The 19270-nt window shown below is 57.5% G+C and carries 17 protein-coding genes; 10 read left to right on the top strand and 7 right to left on the bottom strand.

Annotated elements, in window-relative coordinates; genetic code table 11:
• Positions 1-3: 3 nt before the first annotated feature.
• From A3224_RS14050 to A3224_RS14040, 3 genes are all read right to left on the bottom strand, one after another.
• The gene (locus A3224_RS14050; protein ID WP_082817549.1) at positions 4-1257 is read right to left on the bottom strand and encodes a L,D-transpeptidase family protein; all 1254 of its coding nucleotides are present in this window, start codon (positions 1255-1257) and stop codon (positions 4-6) included.
• A gap of 133 nt (positions 1258-1390) precedes the next feature.
• A complete protein-coding gene (locus tag A3224_RS14045; RefSeq protein ID WP_067155926.1) occupies positions 1391-3310 on the bottom strand; it encodes a L,D-transpeptidase family protein in 1920 nt (639 codons plus the stop codon).
• Positions 3311-3570: 260 nt separating this feature from the next.
• The gene (locus tag A3224_RS14040; protein WP_067155924.1) at positions 3571-4395 is read right to left on the bottom strand and encodes an NRDE family protein; all 825 of its coding nucleotides are present in this window, start codon (positions 4393-4395) and stop codon (positions 3571-3573) included.
• Between the two features lie 193 nt (positions 4396-4588).
• Here A3224_RS14040 and lgt point away from each other — a divergent pair, with 193 nt between their 5' ends.
• The 10 genes from lgt (at position 4589) to A3224_RS13990 (ending at position 13132) form a co-directional block, all read left to right on the top strand.
• Positions 4589-5428 carry a prolipoprotein diacylglyceryl transferase gene (gene lgt, locus A3224_RS14035; RefSeq protein ID WP_067155923.1) on the top strand — a complete coding sequence of 280 codons (840 nt, stop codon included), beginning with the start codon at positions 4589-4591 and terminating at the stop codon, positions 5426-5428.
• A 3-nt stretch (positions 5429-5431) separates the two neighbouring features.
• Complete coding sequence (locus tag A3224_RS14030; protein ID WP_067155922.1) at positions 5432-6265, top strand: thymidylate synthase; 834 nt, start codon at positions 5432-5434, stop codon at positions 6263-6265.
• A gap of 10 nt (positions 6266-6275) precedes the next feature.
• A complete protein-coding gene (locus A3224_RS14025) occupies positions 6276-6788 on the top strand; it encodes a dihydrofolate reductase (protein ID WP_067155920.1) in 513 nt (170 codons plus the stop codon).
• Positions 6789-7075: 287 nt separating this feature from the next.
• The gene (locus tag A3224_RS14020) at positions 7076-7858 is read left to right on the top strand and encodes a DUF3450 domain-containing protein (RefSeq protein WP_067155917.1); all 783 of its coding nucleotides are present in this window, start codon (positions 7076-7078) and stop codon (positions 7856-7858) included.
• On the top strand, positions 7855-9225 hold the full coding sequence (locus A3224_RS14015; RefSeq protein WP_067155915.1) for a MotA/TolQ/ExbB proton channel family protein: 1371 nt from the start codon (positions 7855-7857) through the stop codon (positions 9223-9225). The genes A3224_RS14020 and A3224_RS14015 overlap by 4 nt, the downstream gene beginning before the upstream one ends.
• A gap of 14 nt (positions 9226-9239) precedes the next feature.
• On the top strand, positions 9240-9767 hold the full coding sequence (locus A3224_RS14010) for a MotA/TolQ/ExbB proton channel family protein (protein ID WP_067155914.1): 528 nt from the start codon (positions 9240-9242) through the stop codon (positions 9765-9767).
• 126 nt (positions 9768-9893) lie between these two features.
• Entirely contained in the window at positions 9894-10295 is a 402-nt protein-coding gene (locus A3224_RS14005) for an ExbD/TolR family protein (RefSeq protein WP_067155911.1), read from the top strand.
• A 5-nt stretch (positions 10296-10300) separates the two neighbouring features.
• A complete protein-coding gene (locus A3224_RS14000) occupies positions 10301-10924 on the top strand; it encodes an energy transducer TonB (RefSeq protein ID WP_067155908.1) in 624 nt (207 codons plus the stop codon).
• An 11-nt stretch (positions 10925-10935) separates the two neighbouring features.
• A complete protein-coding gene (locus A3224_RS13995) occupies positions 10936-12273 on the top strand; it encodes a tetratricopeptide repeat protein (protein ID WP_067155905.1) in 1338 nt (445 codons plus the stop codon).
• A gap of 415 nt (positions 12274-12688) precedes the next feature.
• Positions 12689-13132, top strand: a complete 444-nt coding sequence (locus A3224_RS13990) for an energy transducer TonB (protein WP_175487812.1) — start codon at positions 12689-12691, stop codon at positions 13130-13132.
• 42 nt (positions 13133-13174) lie between these two features.
• On the opposite strand, the gene ilvD is transcribed toward A3224_RS13990, so the two are convergent.
• The 4 genes from ilvD to A3224_RS13970 all read right to left on the bottom strand — a co-directional run bounded on the left by ilvD (position 13175) and on the right by A3224_RS13970 (position 19268).
• Complete coding sequence (gene ilvD, locus A3224_RS13985; RefSeq protein ID WP_067155899.1) at positions 13175-15010, bottom strand: dihydroxy-acid dehydratase; 1836 nt, start codon at positions 15008-15010, stop codon at positions 13175-13177.
• Positions 15011-15198: 188 nt separating this feature from the next.
• Entirely contained in the window at positions 15199-16509 is a 1311-nt protein-coding gene (argA, locus tag A3224_RS13980; protein ID WP_067155896.1) for an amino-acid N-acetyltransferase, read from the bottom strand.
• 169 nt (positions 16510-16678) lie between these two features.
• Positions 16679-17830, bottom strand: coding sequence for an acetylornithine deacetylase (argE, locus tag A3224_RS13975; RefSeq protein WP_067155893.1), 1152 nt, complete (start codon positions 17828-17830; stop codon positions 16679-16681).
• A gap of 163 nt (positions 17831-17993) precedes the next feature.
• Complete coding sequence (locus A3224_RS13970; protein WP_067155890.1) at positions 17994-19268, bottom strand: inorganic phosphate transporter; 1275 nt, start codon at positions 19266-19268, stop codon at positions 17994-17996.
• Positions 19269-19270 lie beyond the last annotated feature (2 nt).

The following is a 19270-nucleotide window of genomic DNA, read 5'->3' as shown; positions in this document are numbered from 1 at the left end:
GGCTTACTCCGGCTGTCGATTTTCCTTGCGCCCTGGATCGTCATCGGCAGTTTCCTCCTTGTCGAGGCCGTAGATATCGGGGCGAAATTGCAGCAGACCTTCCCGGTCAACCCAGGCGGTCCAGTAGGCGATGTAAACCGGTATCGGCTTTTCCAGCGCCACTCCCCGCGTGCGATTGCTCAAGAGGATGCGGTCGATGCGCGCATCGCTCCAGCCGTTTTGTTGCGCCAGTATCAGGCGTGCAAATTCGAGCGGCTTTTCCAGGCGGATACAGCCGTGACTAAAAGCGCGCAGGCTGTGTTTGAACAGGTGTTTGCTGTTGGTGTCGTGGAGAAAAATGGCTTCGCGGTTGGGAATGACAAATTTAACCCGCCCCAGGGCGTTCCCAGGCCCGCCCCGCTGCTGCAGCATCACCTTGCCTTTGCGGATCGCGGCGATATTGCCCCTAGAGAAGGGGAGCGTCCGCCCTCGCTGATTCACCAGCTGGTAACCACTGGCAGAGAGGCTGGCGCCGCCTTTTGGCAATAGTTCGCGCAGGGCGATTTCTCGCGGCACCCGCCAGGTGGGGTTGACCTCCAGCCGCGTCATGCGTGTGGCCAGTTGCGGTGTTTTGTGCTCGGGTTTGCCCACCACCACGCGCATGCGGAACTCTTCCTGTCCGCCGTCGATTAGCCGCAAGCTGAAGTCGGGAATGTTGATCAGGATGTAGCGCGGCCCCAATTCCTTGGGCAGCTCCCTCCAGCGTTTTAGGTTGGCGGCCAATATCCTCGCCACTTTTGCGGGGGGGACATTCAGGCGCGCGCGGGTGCGATTGTCCACCAGGGCATCGGCTTTGAGCCCGTGGCGGCGCTGGAATCGGCGCACGGCTGCCCGCAGTCGTTCGTCGTATTCGTCTGCGGCGTGGCTGTCGCCGGTGTGATCGTTAAGCGGGTAGTCTCCGTACTGCATCAGCAGGCTGCGCAGCTGCTTCACTCGCGGATCGCGCATGCCGGGCGCCAAGGGTTGTCCTGCGTCCAGGGGGACCCAGATTTCGCTATCGGCAAGTGCCAGGTAGCGCGCCAGTGCTTCGCGCAACAGCATGTGCTGGCGGCCGTAGGGTGTAAAGGGGTTGCTGGCACCGCTCTCGGTGGAAGCTGTGGCCTCGGCCGCGTGGACTTGTCCCGGGCCGGGAAGTAGCCACAGCGTCAGGATTGCGGCGATAAAACTGCCGCGTGTGATCAGGTTTTGGAGGAAATGGAGTCGCTTGCCAACACCCATGGGTTACCCCTGTCAACAGGATGCCTTGCCTGCTCACATTGGTAACCTGCGGCGGGAATGGGGCGAAATACCTTTAGGGAATATCGGTGGCGGGTGGTTAGCGGCCGGTGCTCGGAGTCACCGGCCGCCGATCTCACCACTGATTTGCGGAGAGGCCGTCTTTGCCGTAGATGTCGTCGCGGAAGTTGAGATGGCCCCGGCCATCCACCCATGCGGTCCAGTAGGTGATATATACGGGCACCCGCTGCTTCAGTTCGACCTCGGTGGTTTCGTCACCGGTGGTGAGCTGGTCGATGCGCCACTGGTCCCAGTTCCCTTCTGGCCGCAGCAGGGCTTCGGCCAGGTGGCGGGGTTTTTCCAGGCGTATGCAGCCGTGGCTGTAATCGCGGTCGGTTTTGGCGAAGAGGCTGCGGGCCCGGGTGTCGTGCAGATAAATATCGTGCCGGTTGGGGATTTCGAACTTCACCCGCCCGAGGATATTGTCCTCGCCCCCCTTCTGGCGCAACAGGTAGGAGCCTGCGCCGGCCGCGGATAGGTTTTTCGGTGTCAGCGGCAGATATTCACCGCTGCCGCTGACTACCCGGTAACCCATGTTTTCCATGCCCGTGGGGTTGGCGCGGGCCTTGGGGAGTATCTCGTTGACCAGAATGCTGCGCGGCACTGTCCAGGTGGGGTTGAAGATCACTTTGCTGACCCGGGTGGTCATCTCCGGGGTCGCGTGTTTCTTTTTGCCCACCACCACATTCATCGACAGCCTGATGCGATCGTCTTCCACATAGTGCAACTTGTATTCCGGAACATTGACCTGAACGAAGCGGTTGCCAAGGTGTGCAGGCAGCTGTTCGCGGCGGCGGATATTGATTTCCACAATTTGTGCGCGTGCGGCCGGCGACAGATTCAGGCGTTTTCGGGTTTCTCGCCCGACAATGCCATCGGGTTTGAGACCGTGGCGTTCCTGAAAGCGCAGTACCGCTTCGTGCAGTCGCTGGTCAAATCTGTCGCTGTTGGGCTCGCCGCCGTAGCTGTAATAGTCGCCGTAGAGTGCGAGCATATTGCGCAGCAGGGCCACATGAGGGTGGCGCGCGCCAAGAGTCATAGCTGGTCCGGGAGGCAGGGGGCGCCAGCGGCCACTGGCGGAAAGGCCGCGGAGTCGCGCCAGCTCGTTGCGCAGGGCGGCCACATCCCCACCGTAGGGGGTGTTTTCCTCTATGTAGGGACCTTCACTGTTTCCAGACAATGGCTCGGAGGTCGCCAGATTACCAGCCTCTTGCCGGGATTCTTGATAGGGGTAGTTGCGGGCACTGGCACTGTAGTTGCGGGTACTGTAACTGCGGCTGCCCCAGGTGGAATAGTGACGGAAGCGGGTTATGCCGCGCCCGCGATTGTAGTAGTAGCGTTCACGGCTGCGGTCGCGCGCGTAGTTGCCGGGGGTGCTCACGTCGCTGACGGTGCGATAGCCGCTGTCGGTGGCATTGTTCTGGCGTGATGTGTTGAGCTGCGCTAATTGAAATCCGCCCGCCTGGTGATAGACGGGGGTGACGCCTTTCGGTGGGCGGCTTTTCGGTGTGAGCTTGTCTAGCTGAGTATCCCGCGCGTAGGAGACGAACGCATCGGTCAGCAATACGTCCAATACCGCCGCCATCTGCAGGCGTTGGGGTGTGTCGCGGAGAGTGCGGTCGAAGTAGCCCAGGTGGTAGCGGTAGTCCACCATGCTGCTGGGGTTGCCGGAGCTGGCTGCGGTGAGCTGCTTTAACAGATCGTTGGCCGTATCGCTGAGGTTGTAGTTGTCGAACCACAGCAGCCGGTAGTCGGTGCGCCGGTAGATGCGGCGCACCGCAGCCGGATTAAAAATGGGGTCCTGTGCCGGCCAGGCGTCGGGATTTTCCTCCAGCCAGAGCACCAGGTGCGGGCGCACAGCATTGTCCGGTAGCACCGGTTCTGTCTGTTGATTGGCGGCAAATGCGTAGTAGAGGGCAAAGACGCACAGGCTGCCCAGAGTCAGCAACGGCAGAAGCGATTTACGTGTGCGGCGTTTGGGGGTGAAATACGACATGGTACCTCAGCAATACTGCGGGGTCCGGTTTGCTGTCAGCGAGCCGGATGCCAGATCGTTAATACCTTCCCAACCTGCGGTGGACCAATCCCGTTGTTCGTCGATGTATCGACAGCCCACCTTTGTCATGCATCCCGCGCGACCTTCCTTTATATAGGCCGTGGTCCGGGTCACTTTGCGCGTAACTCAACCAAACCTGGCCTGTGCAACTAAGTATGGCAACAAATCCGGGATTTGCTTGGCGTGGGCTTCATTTCGCGTTAATGACAATCTTGGCTGCTGAGCCGAAAATGACGGACTGGTCCGCAGGGTTCGCCGTTGTCGTAATTCTGCTCCCACAACTGGGTGGCGCCGCTGTCGTCGACGGCGACCAATGTACTGGCGCGGGTCCCGTAATCGCCAGTGCCGCCCGCGACGGAGCCACTGTTGCGCGCTTTGATTTGAACGAAGATTGGCGATAGGGCCATTTCCAGCTCCGGACCAACACCTGTGTCGGGCAGTGTCTCCAGACGTGCCTGGGATCTGTCGCGCAGCAGGGTCAGGGCCGGGCGTACGAAGTTGTCGTCGGTAATCTCGGCACTGATGCCGCCCAGGAGTTCTCGCAGTTCAGCCCGCCCTTTCTCAACTTTGGGCCAGGGGGCATCCGGTGTACCGTTGGAAATACCGTGGACTCCCCGGGAAAAATTAAAGGGTTTGTGCCGGTTTCCGGCGCAGACCAGCTCCGCCCCGGCACCGAACTGGAACAACAGGGCGTTGAAACCGCGGTAAGTCCGATTTGCCAGGCCGGCGGCAAATTCACTGGGAGTGGCATGACTGTGCAGGAAGTCTCTCGGTATATCGCCGCGGGACAGAACCGCTTCCGGCTCTGCGCGTCGGGGTTCTCTGATATTGGTCACTGCCGCTACGCGCCCGCGGGCGATGCCGGCCCAGGTGCCGCCCGCTTGTAGATCGCGCCCGGCCACCACGCCTTCTCCCTGCCAGGGCGCTGCCGGTGCCGCGGGCCTGTCGTAGAACTCGTCGCGATTGGCGAGAAGCAGCAGTGGGTATCGGGGGTGGCAGCGATAGGCGAATAGCAGCAGACACATAGTGGTGGCGTGAAAGTGGGACGAACCGGCAGCATAGCCGATTTGCTCAGACCGGGGATGAATTTCGGCTGCAGGCCACTGGGTGTGTGCCGGATGGTCATAAAGGCCGACTACTGGTGAAGATAAAATCGTGATTCATCATTCCTCATCCTTCCTTCATAATGTCGTCCGTTTCGAAAGGTTGTGAACATCGATGATTCCATATCCCGAAATTGATCCGGTGGCCATTGCGATTGGCCCGCTCAAGGTGCACTGGTACGGACTGATGTACCTGGTCGGCTTTATCGCCGCTTGGTTGCTGGCATTGAAGCGCTCCGCCAAACCCTGGTCGCCAGTGATTAAGTCGGAGGTGGAGGATTTGATTCTCTACTGTGCCATTGGCGTGGTCGCCGGAGGGCGACTCGGGTATATGGTTTTCTATAACTTGGGGGAGCTGGTAGAGCATCCCCTGTCCCTGTTTAAAGTGTGGGAGGGGGGCATGAGTTTTCACGGCGGCCTCTTGGGGGTGATTGTGGCCGCGACCCTGTATGCCCGCAAAATTGGTACAACTTTCCCAGCCTTGATCGACTTTGTGGCGCCGCTGGTGCCCATTGGCCTGGGGCTCGGCCGTATCGGAAATTTTATCGGTCAGGAACTCTGGGGGCGACCCACCGATGTGCCCTGGGGAATGGTGTTTCCGCGGGATCCCGAACTGTTGGTACGCCATCCGTCACAGCTTTATCAAGCGCTCCTCGAGGGCGCGGTCCTGTTCGCAATACTTTGGTGGTTTTCCAGTAAGCCGCGCCCGCGTTTGGCGGTTGGCGGTCTCTTCCTGACCCTGTACGGCATCTTCCGCTTCCTCGTGGAGTTCGTGCGCGAACCGGACGCCCATATCGGCTACGAGTGGTTCGGCTGGATGACTCGCGGCCAGGAATTGTGCCTGCCGATGATTGCGATCGGTATAGCGCTGTTGGTGTGGAGCTACCGCACCCAGCCGCTGCCGGAGTCGCGCAGCGATAAGAAAAACGTTGCCCAGGCGAAAGAGGGGGCCTGATCGATGAAGCAGTATCTGGATTTGATGCGCCATGTGCGTGAAAAGGGCACCCGCAAGAGCGATCGCACTGGAACTGGCACTCTGAGTGTGTTCGGCTATCAGATGCGCTTTGATTTGTCCGCGGGTTTTCCGCTGGTCACCACCAAGAAATGCCACCTGCGCTCGATTATTCACGAGTTGCTGTGGTTTTTGCGCGGCGATACCAATATCTCTTATTTGAAAGAACACGGTGTGCGCATCTGGGATGAATGGGCTGCGGATAACGGTGATCTGGGGCCTGTTTATGGCCGTCAGTGGCGTAGCTGGCCGGCCCCGGATGGCCGTTATATTGATCAGATGGCTCAGTTGCTCGAGCAGTTGAAAGCCCGTCCGGATTCCCGTCGCTTGATCGTCAGTGCCTGGAACCCCGCCGACCTTCCGGACGAGGGCGTGCCGCCGAAGGCGAATGTCGCTGAGGGGCGCATGGCGCTGGCCCCCTGCCACGCGTTCTTCCAGTTTTATGTGGCCGACGGCCGCCTGTCTTGCCAGCTGTACCAGCGCAGTGCCGATATCTTTCTCGGTGTGCCGTTCAATATCGCTTCCTACAGCTTGCTGACACTGATGATTGCGCAGGTGTGTGGCCTGAAGCCGGGTGAATTCATCCATACCTTCGGCGATGCCCACCTGTACTTGAATCACCTGGAACAAGTGGAAGAGCAGCTTGCTCGCGAGCCGTTACCGCTGCCGCAGATGCACCTGAATCCCGAGGTGAGCGATCTTTTCGCCTTTTGTTACGAGGATTTTGAGTTGCGCGGCTACCGGGCGCATCCGCATATCCCGGCGCCGGTGGCGGTATAGGTTCCCGGCGATGAGAGATATCCCCGTAGCCTTAATCGCCGCAGTGGCGCGCAATGGTGCCATAGGCCGTGCAAACCAGTTGCCCTGGCGTTTGTCCGGTGATTTGCAGTTCTTCAAGCGCGCCACACTCGGCAAACCGGTGGTGATGGGGCGCAAGACGTTTGAGTCTATCGGCCGGCCGCTACCGGGCCGCGAAAATATTGTGATCAGCAGCAATCCGGAATGGTCCGCTGCAGGAGTAAAATGTGCTCCATCCGTGGAGCAGGGGCTCGAGTTGGCCCGCCGGTCGGCTTTGGAGTCGGGCGCCGCGGAGATTATGGTGATCGGCGGCGGGCAAATTTACCGGCAGGCCATGCCCCGGGCCGTGCGCCTCTACATCACTCATGTGGACGCAGAGGTGGAAGGGGATGCTTTTTTTCCAGCGCTGGGTGACTGCTGGAAGGAGATCAGTCGCGAGTGTTACCCCGCGTCTGACAGGGACGAATATAGCTACTGCTTAGTTCAGTACGACAGGTTAAAATAAAATCATATTGATCAAAAAGCTATCATTCTGGTAGCTTTTGTTACTATCCGCACAGGTCAGATTGCCACAAGTGTGTGCATATCTCCCGGGTTTGTTACCCGGTTGTTACCTTGCTACACACATGGGGCAATACTGTCAATCGGCATTTGAATAATCAATTCTGCTGTTTACAATGTGCGGCTCTTAGCTGTCTTGACACTACTGTTTTTAAAACAAAAGGACACCGCGTTGTGGCAGCTAACTCATCGCGACCATGTTGTGAAATATTGAACCCACTGGGGGGTCTAATGAAAACCAAGCGATTCATGGCTGTGGCGCTGACCACTGCGCTCTCTGCCGGCGCGCTCTACGGCAGCGTAGCCAATGCGGATACTCTCGATAATGTGCTCGCCGTCGGTCAACAGAAGACCGCAGCGGCCCAGGCCTCACAAAAGCGCATCGACAAGATTGCCGAAGAGACCAGCAGCCTGCTGCAGGATTTCAAGGTGGTCAACAAGGAAATCGACGGTCTGCGAGTCTACAACCGCCAGCTTGAGAAGCAGCTGGCCAACCAGCTGGAAGTCATTAAAGAGCTGGACGAATCCATTGAAAACGTTACCGTGATCGAGCGCCAGATCCAGCCGCTGATTCTGCGTATGCTGGAAGGTCTGGAGCAGTTCATCGAGTTGGATATGCCCTTCAAGCTGGATGAGCGCCTCGCCAACCTTGAAGGTGTCAAGAACAACATGGACCGCTCGGATATCACTGTCGCGGAGAAATTCCGCCAGGTTCTGGAGCTGTACAACTTCGAAGCCGAATACGCGCGCAAGATCGACAGCTATAGCGATACCTTGAATGTGGCTGGCCAAGATCGCGAAGTAAAAGTGCTGCAGATCGGCCGCATCGCCCTGTTGGCTCAGACTACCGATTCCAAAATCTCTCTGGCCTACGACAAAGACCAGAAGGCCTGGGTTGAGATCGACTCCGGCGAATACCGCCGTGCAGTCATGAACGGCCTGAAGATCGCCAAGAAACAGGCCACTATCGATATTATGACCATGCCGATCCCGGCTCCGGAGGCAGCGCAATGAAAACCTCTATCGCCAAACGCGTAATAGTAGCAGCAGCGGCTGGCCTGATCAGTTTCTCCGCCGTTGCCCAGGATAAAGCCACTTCCCTGGATCAGCTGTTGAAGATGGTTCAGCAATCAAAAATTGCCGAATCCAAAGAACACAAGCAGCGTGAAGCCGAATTCCGTCGCCAGAAAGCCAATCAACAGGCCCTGTTGACGAAAGCCAAGAACACCCGAGCTGCCGAAGAGGCCCGTTCCGAGCGCTTGGAACAGAAGTACCAGGAGCAGGAAGTGATGGTTCAGCAGAAGCGTCAGCAGCTGGACGAACGCCTCGGTTCTCTGAAAGAACTTTTCGGCCACCTGACCTCCACCGCCGGCGACCTGCGCGCCAACCTCGACAACTCCATCGTATCCGCTCAATACCCCGGCCGCACCGAGTTCATCGATACGCTGATCGACAAAATGAACTCCGCTACCAAGCTGCCGACTATCGAGGAAATCGAGCGCCTGTGGTACGAGCTGCAGCGTGAGACTGTTGAGTCCGGCAAAGTGGTCAAGTTTACAGCCACCGTTATCAAGCCCGACGGTGAGCAGGTTGAACAGGAAGTTGTACGTGTTGGTAACTTCAACCTGGTCTCCAACGGTAAATATCTGGAAATGCTGGAAGGCTACAAGCTGGCCGAGCTGGTGCGCCAGCCCGATGGCAAGTACCTGAGCATGGCTCAGAACCTGCAAAACGCTTCCGCTGGCTTTACCGCTTTTGGCGTTGACCCGACCGGTCCTACTGGCGGTTCCTACCTGAAAGCCATGATCAACAGCCCGAGCCTGGTTGAACGTTGGCATCAGGGCGGCATTGTTGGCTACATCATCACCGGCGTCGGTGCGGTTGCGATGCTGCTGGCGATCTGGCGCCTGATCGTACTGTCCGGTGTCAGTGCCCGGGTTAATGCACAGCTGCGTTCTTCCTCCGCCAATACCAACAACCCCTTGGGTCGTGTACTGGCCGTAGCGGAAGAGAACAAGGGCGTGGACGGCGAAACTCTGGAACTGAAGATGGAAGAGGCGGTGCTGAAAGAGCGCCCGGCCATCGAGTCCGGTCTGAACCTGTTGAAGATCATCGCCATGGTGGCGCCGCTGCTGGGTCTGCTGGGTACCGTAACCGGTATGATCATCACCTTCCAGGCGATCACCATCTTCGGCGCTGGCGATCCGAAAGCTATGGCCGGCGGTATCTCCTCTGCGCTGGTAACCACCGTGCTGGGTCTGTGTGTTGCTATCCCGACAGTTCTGATGCACACCATCGTAAACGGCCGGGCCAAGCGCATCCTGCACATCCTTGAAGAGCAGAGTGCAGGCATCGTGGCGGAAAACGCCGAGCGTAACTAAGAGGAGGCGGCAACATGCACGCATTGTCTGACGCATGGGCCGCCGTCAACGCCTTTATGGCGTCGGGCGGGCCAGTACTGTTTCTGATCGCCGGCCTGACCTTCTTTATGTGGACGCTGATTTTTGAGCGCGTCTTCTACTTCCACAAATCGTTGAAGGAAGACGTAAAGGGAGCGGTGGAGCAGTGGGAAGAGCGCGCTGAGCGCAAGTCCTGGAATGCCCATCGCATTCGTGAAGCGCTGATATCCCGGGTATCCGAGAAAATTCAAGACAACATGGACATGATCCAGACCTGTGTGGCTCTGGCCCCTCTGTTTGGGCTGCTGGGCACCGTTTGGGGCATGATCAATGTGTTTGAGGTTCTCGCGATCACCGGTGGCGGTGATGCCAAGCAGATGGCCAGTGGTGTTTCCATGGCAACTATCCCGACAATGGCGGGGATGGTTGCGGCACTGTCAGGCGTATTTGCCAACACCTACATCACCCGCAAGGCGGAGCGCGAAACCCAGCTTCTGGAAGATCATCTGACGATGGATCACTAAGGCGCCACAGGCGGCAGATACAGCCCGGCTTTATTTGCCGTGAAGGTTTAGCCAAGCCAGAAACTTTCGCCGGGGCATCTCTTATTGTGGAGAGCCCCGCCGAGAAAGTTTGCTAAGAGAGTTGCTATGAGCAGAAATCAAAATACGGCAGAAGAAGAAGCAGGCGCGATTGACCTCACTCCCATGCTGGACGTGGTGTTCATCATGCTGATCTTCTTTATCGTCACCGCTACCTTTATCAAGGAGCCGGGTGTCGATGTGTTGAAGCCGGAAGCGACACAGGCTGAACTCAAAGCCACCTCGATTTTGGTAGCGATCAAAGATAACGACGAAATCTGGATTGCCAAGGAAAAAGTAGACGAGCGCCAAGTGAAACTTACTCTGGAGCGCCTCTATGCGGAAAACCCGAAAGGGTGGTTGGTAATTCAGCCCGATAAAAAAGCGAGTATCGAGAAGATAGCCCTGATTGCAGACGCCGCCAGGAAAATCGGTATCGAGAAAGTTTCGGTCGCGACAGAAAAGAGTTAACAGCTATGAATCCGGTAAGACTATTAGGGGCGGGTGTACTGGCGGTTGCCACCACCTTTGCCCTGATCTTCACCATGCACGCGCTGATCGAGGCAAACCTCGGTGCTCCCAAAGAGGAGCAACAGATCAAGGTTGCCGATGTGGTGATGCCTGAGCAGAAGATCGAAACCCAGTACGATACCAGCAAGCCGGACAAGCCCGACGAGCCGGAAACGCCGCCGCCGGAAATGCCGGAGCCTGAGTTTGATCAGCCCGACCTGGATGACTCCATCAGCATGTCTGCACCGCGTGCGCAGGCTGACTTAAAGATCGGTGGTCTCGGCGGCGCATTCAGTGAGGGGGATTACCTGCCGATCGTGAAGGTGCAGCCGCAGTATCCGCGCCGGGCGTTGCAGCGGGGCATTGAAGGCTGGGTGATTGTGGAATATACGGTGACCAAAAATGGTTCCGTGCGCGATCCGCATGTGGTGGAGGCTTATACCGTAGACGGCAATCCCACTACCATCTTCAATCGGGCTGCGATCAAATCCGCGCTGAAGTACAAATATAAGCCGCGGGTAGTCGATGGAGAGCCGGTCGAAGTCCCTGGTGTACAAACCAAGATCAGCTTTAACCTGGCCAAGAACTAAAGGGGAAGCATATGAAGTTGACGACAGTGACGAGAGCTTTCACTAGGCTCGCCCTGCACACGTCGGTAGCGCTGCCCCTCGTACTGGCTCCGGCGGTGAGTGTCACCGTGCTGGAAAGCGCGGGTATGAAAGTCTCTTTTGCTCAGGCTCAGGCCCAGCAGAAGACACGCAAAGTGCCCGCGATGCGCGAGAATGTGTTTAAGAAGCTGGGCAAGGTGCAGGAGGCAGCTGACGCTGAAAATTGGAACGAAGCGTTGGCAGCACTGCGGGAGATGGAAGCCGGCAAAGCCAAGTACAATGGGTACGAAACCGCGCAGATGTACTACTTCTACGGTTTCGTTTACTACAGCATGGAGCGCTACAAGGAAGCTATCACTTACTACAAAAAAGTGTTGGCGCAGGGGGCTGAAAACCTGCCGGTGGCACTGGAAGTGGGTACCCTGCTGACCATTGCTCAGTTGTACTTTGTCACCGAGAACTATGACCAAGCCCTGAATTACCTGAACAAGTGGTTTGCTGCGGCGGAGAAAGACCAGATTACCGCGGATTCCTACGCTCTGCGTGCTCAGGCCTATTACCAGAAAGGTGATAACGGCAAGGCGCTTTCGGATATCAACACTGCCGTGTCGATGTACGAAAAAGAGGGCAAAGTGCCGAAAGAGAACTGGTTTGGCCTACAGCGTTTTCTCTACTACGAGAAGAATGATTACAAGAAAGTAACCTCGATTCTCGAGAAACTGGTCAAGCACTATCCGAAAGCCGAGTACTACAAGCAGCTTGCAGGTATGTACGGAGAGCTGAAGCGGGATAAGGATCAGCTGCATATGATGGAGGCGGCCTATATCGCTGGCGCTCTGCAGAAAGAGAAAGAGCTATTGAATATGGCCTATCTCTTTATGGGGAACGAGATGCCCTACAAAGGGGCCAAGGTCATCAAAAAAGGGCTCGCGGAGAAAAAGATCAAGCGCACTTCGAAGAATCTGGAAACCCTTGCACAGGCTTACCAGATGGCGCAGGAGTTGCAAAAATCTATCCCCGAGCTGGAGGCCGCGGCTCAGCTGTCCGACAAGGGTGACATTTATTCGCGTCTGGCCGGTATCTATCTGGATCTGGACAAGAATCAGAAAGCCGTTGAAATGGGTGCCAAAGCGCTCAAGAAAGGGGGCATCAAGCGCCCGGACCAGCTGTACATCGTTCTGGGTATGGCCAATGCCAACCTTAAAAAGTATGACACTGCATTGAAGCATTTGAAGGAAGCGAAAAAATACGATCGCTCCAAAAAATTTGCCGAGCAGTGGATTGCCTTTGTTGAGAGCGAGAAGAAACGCGAGGAGCAACTGGCGATCTGATTGCCATACACTCTTCCCATTGAAAAGGCCGCGCAGTGATGCGCGGCCTTTTTTTGTGGTGTTTGTTTTACAAGCGGTTGAAAAATGCACAGTTAATTGCGAATTATTTACAAATGCATGTAAATCGGCTATTAAATAACAGTAGCTGATCAGCTCCTTCCAACACTGGTGATGTTTACCGATTTAACACCCAAATAATAAAAGGAGAGGTGTTATGGGTAGAGCTTATCTGCTAATTTCCAATCTCCCGCTTGTTTCCCACCAACTGGCCCACTACGGGCGAAGTTTCGCAATGGCAGCTGTAGCCACCACGCTGCTAGTCGTGGCGATGAGTCGGTTGATTGCCACAGATTTTTCGGAGCCGCCTGCTGAAGAATATTCACCAATAAAGTCGGTTCATATGCCGGAAATGAAAGTGACAACGATCAGGGAGGAGCCGCCTCAACCGCCACAGCCGGTGCCCTCGCAGCCTACCTTTGATCCGCCAGCAGTGGACCCGACCATACCGAAAATCCCCACCGTAATGGCGCCGCCTACTGTCAGTAATGAGGCTAATCAGATAGTAGTTTCCAGGGATCCGGTACCGGTATTCAAACCCTCGCCCCGCTATCCCAGCGCCGCGTTGCGTAAAGGCATAGAGGGCTATGTTGTGGTGGAATTTACAATCACCAAGACGGGTAGCGTAAAGGATGTACGTGTAGTAGCGGGCTATGACAGCGCCGGCAATCCGACGAATGTTTTTAACCGCTCAGCGATCGCAGCTGCGGCGAGATTTAAATATCAGCCGCAGCTGAGGGATGGAGTGCCAGTGGAGCAATACGGTGTACGTAACCGTATCCGCTACAAGCTGGGGGATTAAAACAGGTGCAGGCGCGGCCTCAGGCCGCGCTTGTGGACTCGTTCAGTCTATTTCACGCACTGCACCCCTGTCTGCGCTGGTAGCCAGCAATGCATAGGCTTTCAGTGCTTTGCTTACTTTGCGCGGGCGCACCTCGGTAGGCTTCCAGGCATTCGCGCCTTTGGCTTCCATCGCGGAGCGCCTGCGCTCTAGTTCTTCATCACTGATCAGTATTTCAATACTGCGCGCCGGGATATCGATACGGATAGTGTCCCCATTTTCCACCAGTCCAATAGCGCCACCAGAGGCAGCCTCGGGTGATACGTGGCCGATGGAAAGTCCGGAGGTGCCGCCGGAGAAACGGCCGTCGGTAATCAATGCGCAAGATTTGCCCAGCCCCTTGGATTTCAAATAGCTGGTGGGATAGAGCATTTCCTGCATGCCGGGTCCGCCCTTGGGCCCCTCGTAACGCACAATGACAGCCTCGCCGGCCTCAACTTTGCCGCCGAGTATGTGCTCCACCGCAGCTTCTTGGCTTTCGACGATATGTGCTGGGCCCTCGAACCGCCACAGCGCCTCGTCAACGCCGGAGGTTTTCACCACACAGCCATTTGGGGCCAGGTTACCGAACAGCACCGCCAAACCACCCTCTGAGGTGTAGGCGTGTTGCACCGAGCGGATACAGCCGTTCTGCCGGTCATCGTCCAGACTGGGCCAGCGGGTGTCCTGGTGGAAGGCCGTCTGCGTGGGGATACCCGCCGGGCCGGCGCGGTAGAAACTGTGTACCGATGGGTCGTCGGTACGGCGTATGTCCCACTGTTCCAGGGCCTCAAGCAGTGTACGGCTGTGTACGGTGGGTAGGGATGTATCAAGCAGTCCCTCTGCCTCCAATTCGCCGAGAATGGCCATAACGCCACCGGCGCGGTGTACGTCCTCAATATGGTATTTCTGGGTGTTGGGCGCCACTTTGCATAATTGTGGAATATGTCGGGACAGGCGGTCGATGTCCGCCAGATTAAAGTCGATACCCCCCTCTTGGGCGGCGGCCAGAAGGTGCAGGATGGTGTTGGTGGAGCCCCCCATGGCGATGTCCAAGGCCATGGCATTTTCGAAAGCGGCGCGACAGGCGATGTTGCGCGGTAGGGCGCTTTCGTCGTCATTCTCGTAGTAGCGCTTGGCCAGGGAGACGATCTCACGACCGGCGCGGAGGAATAGCTGCTTGCGGTCGGCGTGTGTCGCCAGCAGGGTGCCGTTGCCTGGGAGGGCCAGGCCCAGGGCTTCGGTCAAACAGTTCATCGAGTTGGCGGTGAACATACCCGAGCAGGAGCCACAGGTGGGGCAGGCGGACCGCTCATATTCGGCTACCGTCTCTTCGGAGGCGGTGTCGGTGGCCGCGATCACCATTGCGTCGACGAGGTCCAGTTTGTGCTCGGCAAGCTTGGTCTTGCCGGCCTCCATAGGGCCGCCAGAAACAAATATGGTGGGAATATTCAGCCGCAGCGCGGCCATCAACATTCCGGGAGTGATCTTGTCGCAGTTGGAAATACAGACTAATGCGTCGGCACAGTGGGCATTGACCATGTACTCAACCGAGTCGGTGATAATCTCGCGGCTGGGCAGGCTGTAGAGCATACCGTCGTGCCCCATGGCGATGCCGTCGTCCACCGCGATGGTATTGAATTCTTTGGCCACGCCGCCGGCACGTTCTATTTCTTCCGCCACCAATTGGCCCATATCCTTTAAGTGCACGTGTCCGGGTACGAATTGGGTAAAGGAGTTGGCGATGGCGATGATCGGCTTTTGAAAATCGCCGTCTTTCATACCGGTCGCTCGCCACAGGGCGCGGGCGCCGGCCATATTGCGACCGGCGGTGGAAGTTCGGGAGCGGTATTGGGGCATAGAGAATTCCGGATAGATTCACTCAGTTGTGGCTTTGCACCGCCCCTAGCCGGACGGTACGACGTAGAAGGCGAAGGTTACCAAAATTGTGAAAATTTTGCGCGCTGTGAGGCTGTTATGCCCTAAGGGGAGATTTGCATCCCAATTTTTGGGGATGCAAAGGGTTATAGTCCTTTTAAATCCCGGTGTTATGGATGCAGCCGCTTTCGCAAAACACGCGAATTGCGCTGTATGTTGTACAGGGATTGGCGCGAAGCCGGCAGGTCTTTTGCTGTCGCCGGGTTAAAGCCCTGCTCGATAAACCAGTGTTCAGTCTGCGTGGTCAGTACAAAGAGTTCATTGATCCCGAGCACACCCGCCTGACGTTCCAGGTGACGCAATAGCTTGGCGCCGCGACCGCTGCCGCGGAAATCCGGGTGTATAGCTACACAGGCAAGTTCCGCCGCGACAACCTGACCCTGTTCATCGTGAATCGGATACAGAGCGGCGCAGGCGACCGGAGTGCCGTCCACTTCTACCAACGTGAAGTGGTCGATTTCCGCTTCCAGCTTTTCCCGCGGGCGTCGCACCAGTATGCCCTGTGTCTCCAAGGGGCGAATCAGGCCGAGAATGCCTCCCACATCGGTGATACGTGCGCGGCGGATCACTTCGTAGCTGTCGCGGTAAATCATGGTGCCGGCGCCCTCGCGGCGAAACAGCTCCTGTATCAGCGCTCCGTTCTGCGCGTAGCTCAGCAGATGTGTGCGCGGCGTGCCGGCATTGCAGGCGGCGATAGCGCAGCGCAAAGCTGCGCTGTCCACCCGCGAGGTGATTTGTTCCGCCTGCACGATACTGAGCTCCGTGACACGTTCGCCGTCAATCGAGAGTTGTGGTGCTTCGCGAAACAACACCAGTTTTTCCGCCTGCAAGGCACGCGCGGCTTCCGAGGCTAAATCGAGATAATTGAGGTTGAACAGTTCGCCGGTCAGCGACGTGCCCAGCGGAGACAGCAGTACCAACGCGCCCTGCTCCAGAGCGTGCTGAATGGTTTTTACCTCCATGCGGCGTACAGTACCGGTCCAGCGCAGGTCCACACCGTCGAGCACGCCGATAGGGCGCGCGGTAATGAAATTGCCCGACACGACCTTCAGTGCCGAACGCGCCATTGGTGAGTCCGGCAAGCCCTGGGAAAAAGCGGCTTCCAGTTCGAAGCGGAGTTTGCCTATCGCGGCCTTGATTACCTCCAGTGTTTCGCGGTCGGTAACGCGGGTGTTGCCGTGAAATTGATTCGCGATACCGCGCTCGGCCAGGGCCCGATTTATCTGCGCGCGCGCACCGTGGACAACCACCAGACGTGCTCCCAGGCTGACCAGCAGCGTGAGGTCATGCACCAGGTTGCGGAAATTTGCGTGTTCCAGTGCATCGCCGGGAAGGCCGATCACCAGGGTACGGCCGCGCAGGTCGTTGATATAAGGTGCGGCGTGGCGAAACCAGTTTAGGGAGGCGTTGTCATCGCTCACTAATTTGTACCCCGTTTGTTTTGCAGCCCTGGCGAATATACAGCAATTTTACCTTTCCCCTATAGCTGCAGTTGACGAACCGGTGTTACCTTCAGAGGGGGGTTCATCCGGGTGCGAGCGAAGTGGGATTGCCACCTAAAAAGACTCATGAGTACTTTTTCCTGCTGCATCAAAGGCAAAATCTTGCGATCAGTCCGCGCAGTATCGATACCATTGGTTCGATACGCTCCAGCCCGAGAAACTCATCTGGCTGGTGGGCTTGATTGATGTCGCCCGGCCCCAGAACGATGGTGTCCATCCCCATACTTTTCAAATAGGGGGCCTCGGTGGCGAAGGCCACGCTTTCGGCGCTGTTGCCGGTGAGCTTTTCGGCGGTTTTTACCAACTCTGAGTGGATATCCTGTTCGAAGGCCTCGGTGCCCGCAAACAGCGGCGCATAGTCGAGTTTGATTTTTTCGTCCTCGATACATGCGTGCAGGCGTTGTTGCAGTTCCGCGCGCAGGTCAGTCAGCGCCATGCCTGGCAGGGGGCGAATATCAAACTGCAATTCCACATGGCCACAGATCCGGTTCGGATTGTCTCCACCGTGGATGCAGCCCAGATTCATTGTTGGAACCGGTACGGCAAAACCGGGGTTGTGGTAACGCTGCTGCCACTCTCCGCGCAATTTCAACAATTCGCCGATAGCAGTGTGCATCGCTTCCAGAGCATTGGCGCCCAAGGCCGGGTTGGAGGAGTGGCCGGACTGGCCGGTAATACGTACCGCCTCCATCATGGCGCCTTTATGCGTGTAAACGGGTTTGAGCCCGGTGGGCTCGCCCACTACGGCATAGCGGGCCTTGGGCCGGCCGGCTTTAACCAAGGCGCGGGCGCCGGCCATCGAAGTTTCTTCATCAGCGGTGGCAAGCACGATCAATGGCTGCCGCAGCGGTTTGTCACTAAAAGTTTTTGCAGCCTCTATGGCGATCGGGAAAAAGCCTTTCATATCAGTGGCTCCCAGGCCGTAGAGGCGGTTGTCCCGCTCCACCAACTCAAAGGGGTCAGTTTGCCATCGGCCCTCGTCGAAGGGCACTGTGTCTGTGTGCCCGGCCAACACGAGGCCGCCGTCACCCCGGCCGAGGGTAGCGATCATATTGACCTTTTGCGGCTGGTTTGCGATTGGCATCAGCTCGACATTAAAGCCCAGGGTTTCCAGCCAGACCGCCAGAAGCTCAACGACTCCGCGGTTGCCCATGTCGAGAGCGGGGTCGGTGGCGCTGATACTGGGGCTGGCGACCAGTTGCCGCAGTTGCTGCTTCAGATCCGGAAGCGGTTTGACCATGGTGGTTTCCTTTTGTTGGCCCTTTCCTCTTTTTAGTATCGGACCGCGGGTGTCGCATGGGCGGCTGTGCGCAAAGTGCGGGAATCTCTATTCCCGTGCATAAAAAAAGGAGGCGCTTTGCGCCTCCTTTTTATCAAAGTGCTTGGGGTGGAACCAGCTGTTTCTAGCCGAATACGCCCTTGAAGAAAAAGAAGAACAGGATTGCGATACCGGCACCTGCGGGCAAAGTAACCACCCAGGATACGGCAATGGTGCTGACCATACGCAAGTTGAGCGCACCGATACCCCGGGCCAGTCCTACCCCCAGTACCGCTCCGACCAGTGTGTGGGTGGTGGATACCGGCAGGCCGGTACCGGAGGCCAGCACTACAGTGGACGCAGCGGCGAGCTCTGCGGCAAAGCCGCGGCTGGGCGTCAGTTCGGTGATCTTTTTGCCGATGGTGGCCATTACCTTAAAACCGTAAGTGGCCAGCCCGACAATGATTCCCACTCCCCCCAGCAGCAAAATCCATGACGGCATGGTTGCCTTGGCCAATACCGCGCCACTCTGCACCGTGCTGACTACCGCGGCCAGAGGCCCCACGGCGTTGGCCACGTCGTTGGAGCCGTGGGCAAAGGCCATGGCACAGGCGGTGAAAATCATCAGGATTGCGAAGAGACGCTCGACACTGGCGAAGCGGTTGCTCTGCTCCTCAGCCGGGTTGCGTTTGATGCGCTTCAACATGGCGATGCCGACGGACATCACCAGCAAGCCCACCAGTGCGGCGATGCCGGCGTCTTGCAAGAAGCTCAGCTTTATATCCAAATCCTTGAACAGGTGTTTGAGCCCTTTGGTGAGGGTGACCATGGACACCATCCAGCCCGCCGCGAACATATACATGGGGATATAGCGCTTGGCGTTGGCAAAGGGGTCGGCGGTATCGAGAATAAGGCGTTGGACACTGCGGAACAGCAGAAAGGAAATGGTGCCGGCCAACAGCGGTGATACCACCCAGCTGGCGACGATGGATACCACCTTGCCCCAGGCCACCGCTTCGATGGATATCCCCACGGCCGAGAAGCCGACAATGGCACCGACAATGGAGTGCGTGGTGGATACCGGCCAGCCGAGCAGGCTGGCAATCAGCAGCCACGTACCCGCCGCCAGTAGTGCCGACAGCATTCCGTAGACGAGCAGCTCCGGTTGATCCGTGAACACTTGGGCATCGATGATGCCCTTGCGGATGGTGGCGGTCACTTCGCCGCCAGCCAAATAGGCTCCGGCAAACTCGAACACCATGGCGATGACGATTGCCTGTCTGACGGTCAGGGCGCGAGAGCCTACAGAGGTGCCCATGGCGTTGGCCACGTCGTTGGCGCCTACTCCCCAGGCCATAAAAAAGCCGAATACACAGGCGAGAATCAGCAGGATATTCCCGTATTGACTCAGAATTTCCACTG

The organism is Microbulbifer thermotolerans (assembly GCF_001617625.1).
GTDB lineage: Bacteria > Pseudomonadota > Gammaproteobacteria > Pseudomonadales > Cellvibrionaceae > Microbulbifer > Microbulbifer thermotolerans.
Note: the sequence above shows the minus strand (reverse complement) of the source record. Positions and strands in the feature narration are given on the sequence as shown.

Bases quoted from the DNA above. Each gene is read 5' to 3' on its own strand.
- A3224_RS14050 (WP_082817549.1), bottom strand. From the start codon at position 1,257: ATGGGTGTTGGCAAGCGACTCCATTTCCTCCAAAACCTGATCACACGC.
- A3224_RS14045 (WP_067155926.1), bottom strand. From the start codon at position 3,310: ATGTCGTATTTCACCCCCAAACGCCGCACACGTAAATCGCTTCTGCCG.
- A3224_RS14040 (WP_067155924.1), bottom strand. From the start codon at position 4,395: ATGTGTCTGCTGCTATTCGCCTATCGCTGCCACCCCCGATACCCACTG.
- lgt (WP_067155923.1), top strand. From the start codon at position 4,589: ATGATTCCATATCCCGAAATTGATCCGGTGGCCATTGCGATTGGCCCG.
- A3224_RS14030 (WP_067155922.1), top strand. From the start codon at position 5,432: ATGAAGCAGTATCTGGATTTGATGCGCCATGTGCGTGAAAAGGGCACC.
- A3224_RS14025 (WP_067155920.1), top strand. From the start codon at position 6,276: ATGAGAGATATCCCCGTAGCCTTAATCGCCGCAGTGGCGCGCAATGGT.
- A3224_RS14020 (WP_067155917.1), top strand. From the start codon at position 7,076: ATGAAAACCAAGCGATTCATGGCTGTGGCGCTGACCACTGCGCTCTCT.
- A3224_RS14015 (WP_067155915.1), top strand. From the start codon at position 7,855: ATGAAAACCTCTATCGCCAAACGCGTAATAGTAGCAGCAGCGGCTGGC.
- A3224_RS14010 (WP_067155914.1), top strand. From the start codon at position 9,240: ATGCACGCATTGTCTGACGCATGGGCCGCCGTCAACGCCTTTATGGCG.
- A3224_RS14005 (WP_067155911.1), top strand. From the start codon at position 9,894: ATGAGCAGAAATCAAAATACGGCAGAAGAAGAAGCAGGCGCGATTGAC.
- A3224_RS14000 (WP_067155908.1), top strand. From the start codon at position 10,301: ATGAATCCGGTAAGACTATTAGGGGCGGGTGTACTGGCGGTTGCCACC.
- A3224_RS13995 (WP_067155905.1), top strand. From the start codon at position 10,936: ATGAAGTTGACGACAGTGACGAGAGCTTTCACTAGGCTCGCCCTGCAC.
- ilvD (WP_067155899.1), bottom strand. From the start codon at position 15,010: ATGCCCCAATACCGCTCCCGAACTTCCACCGCCGGTCGCAATATGGCC.
- argE (WP_067155893.1), bottom strand. From the start codon at position 17,830: ATGGTCAAACCGCTTCCGGATCTGAAGCAGCAACTGCGGCAACTGGTC.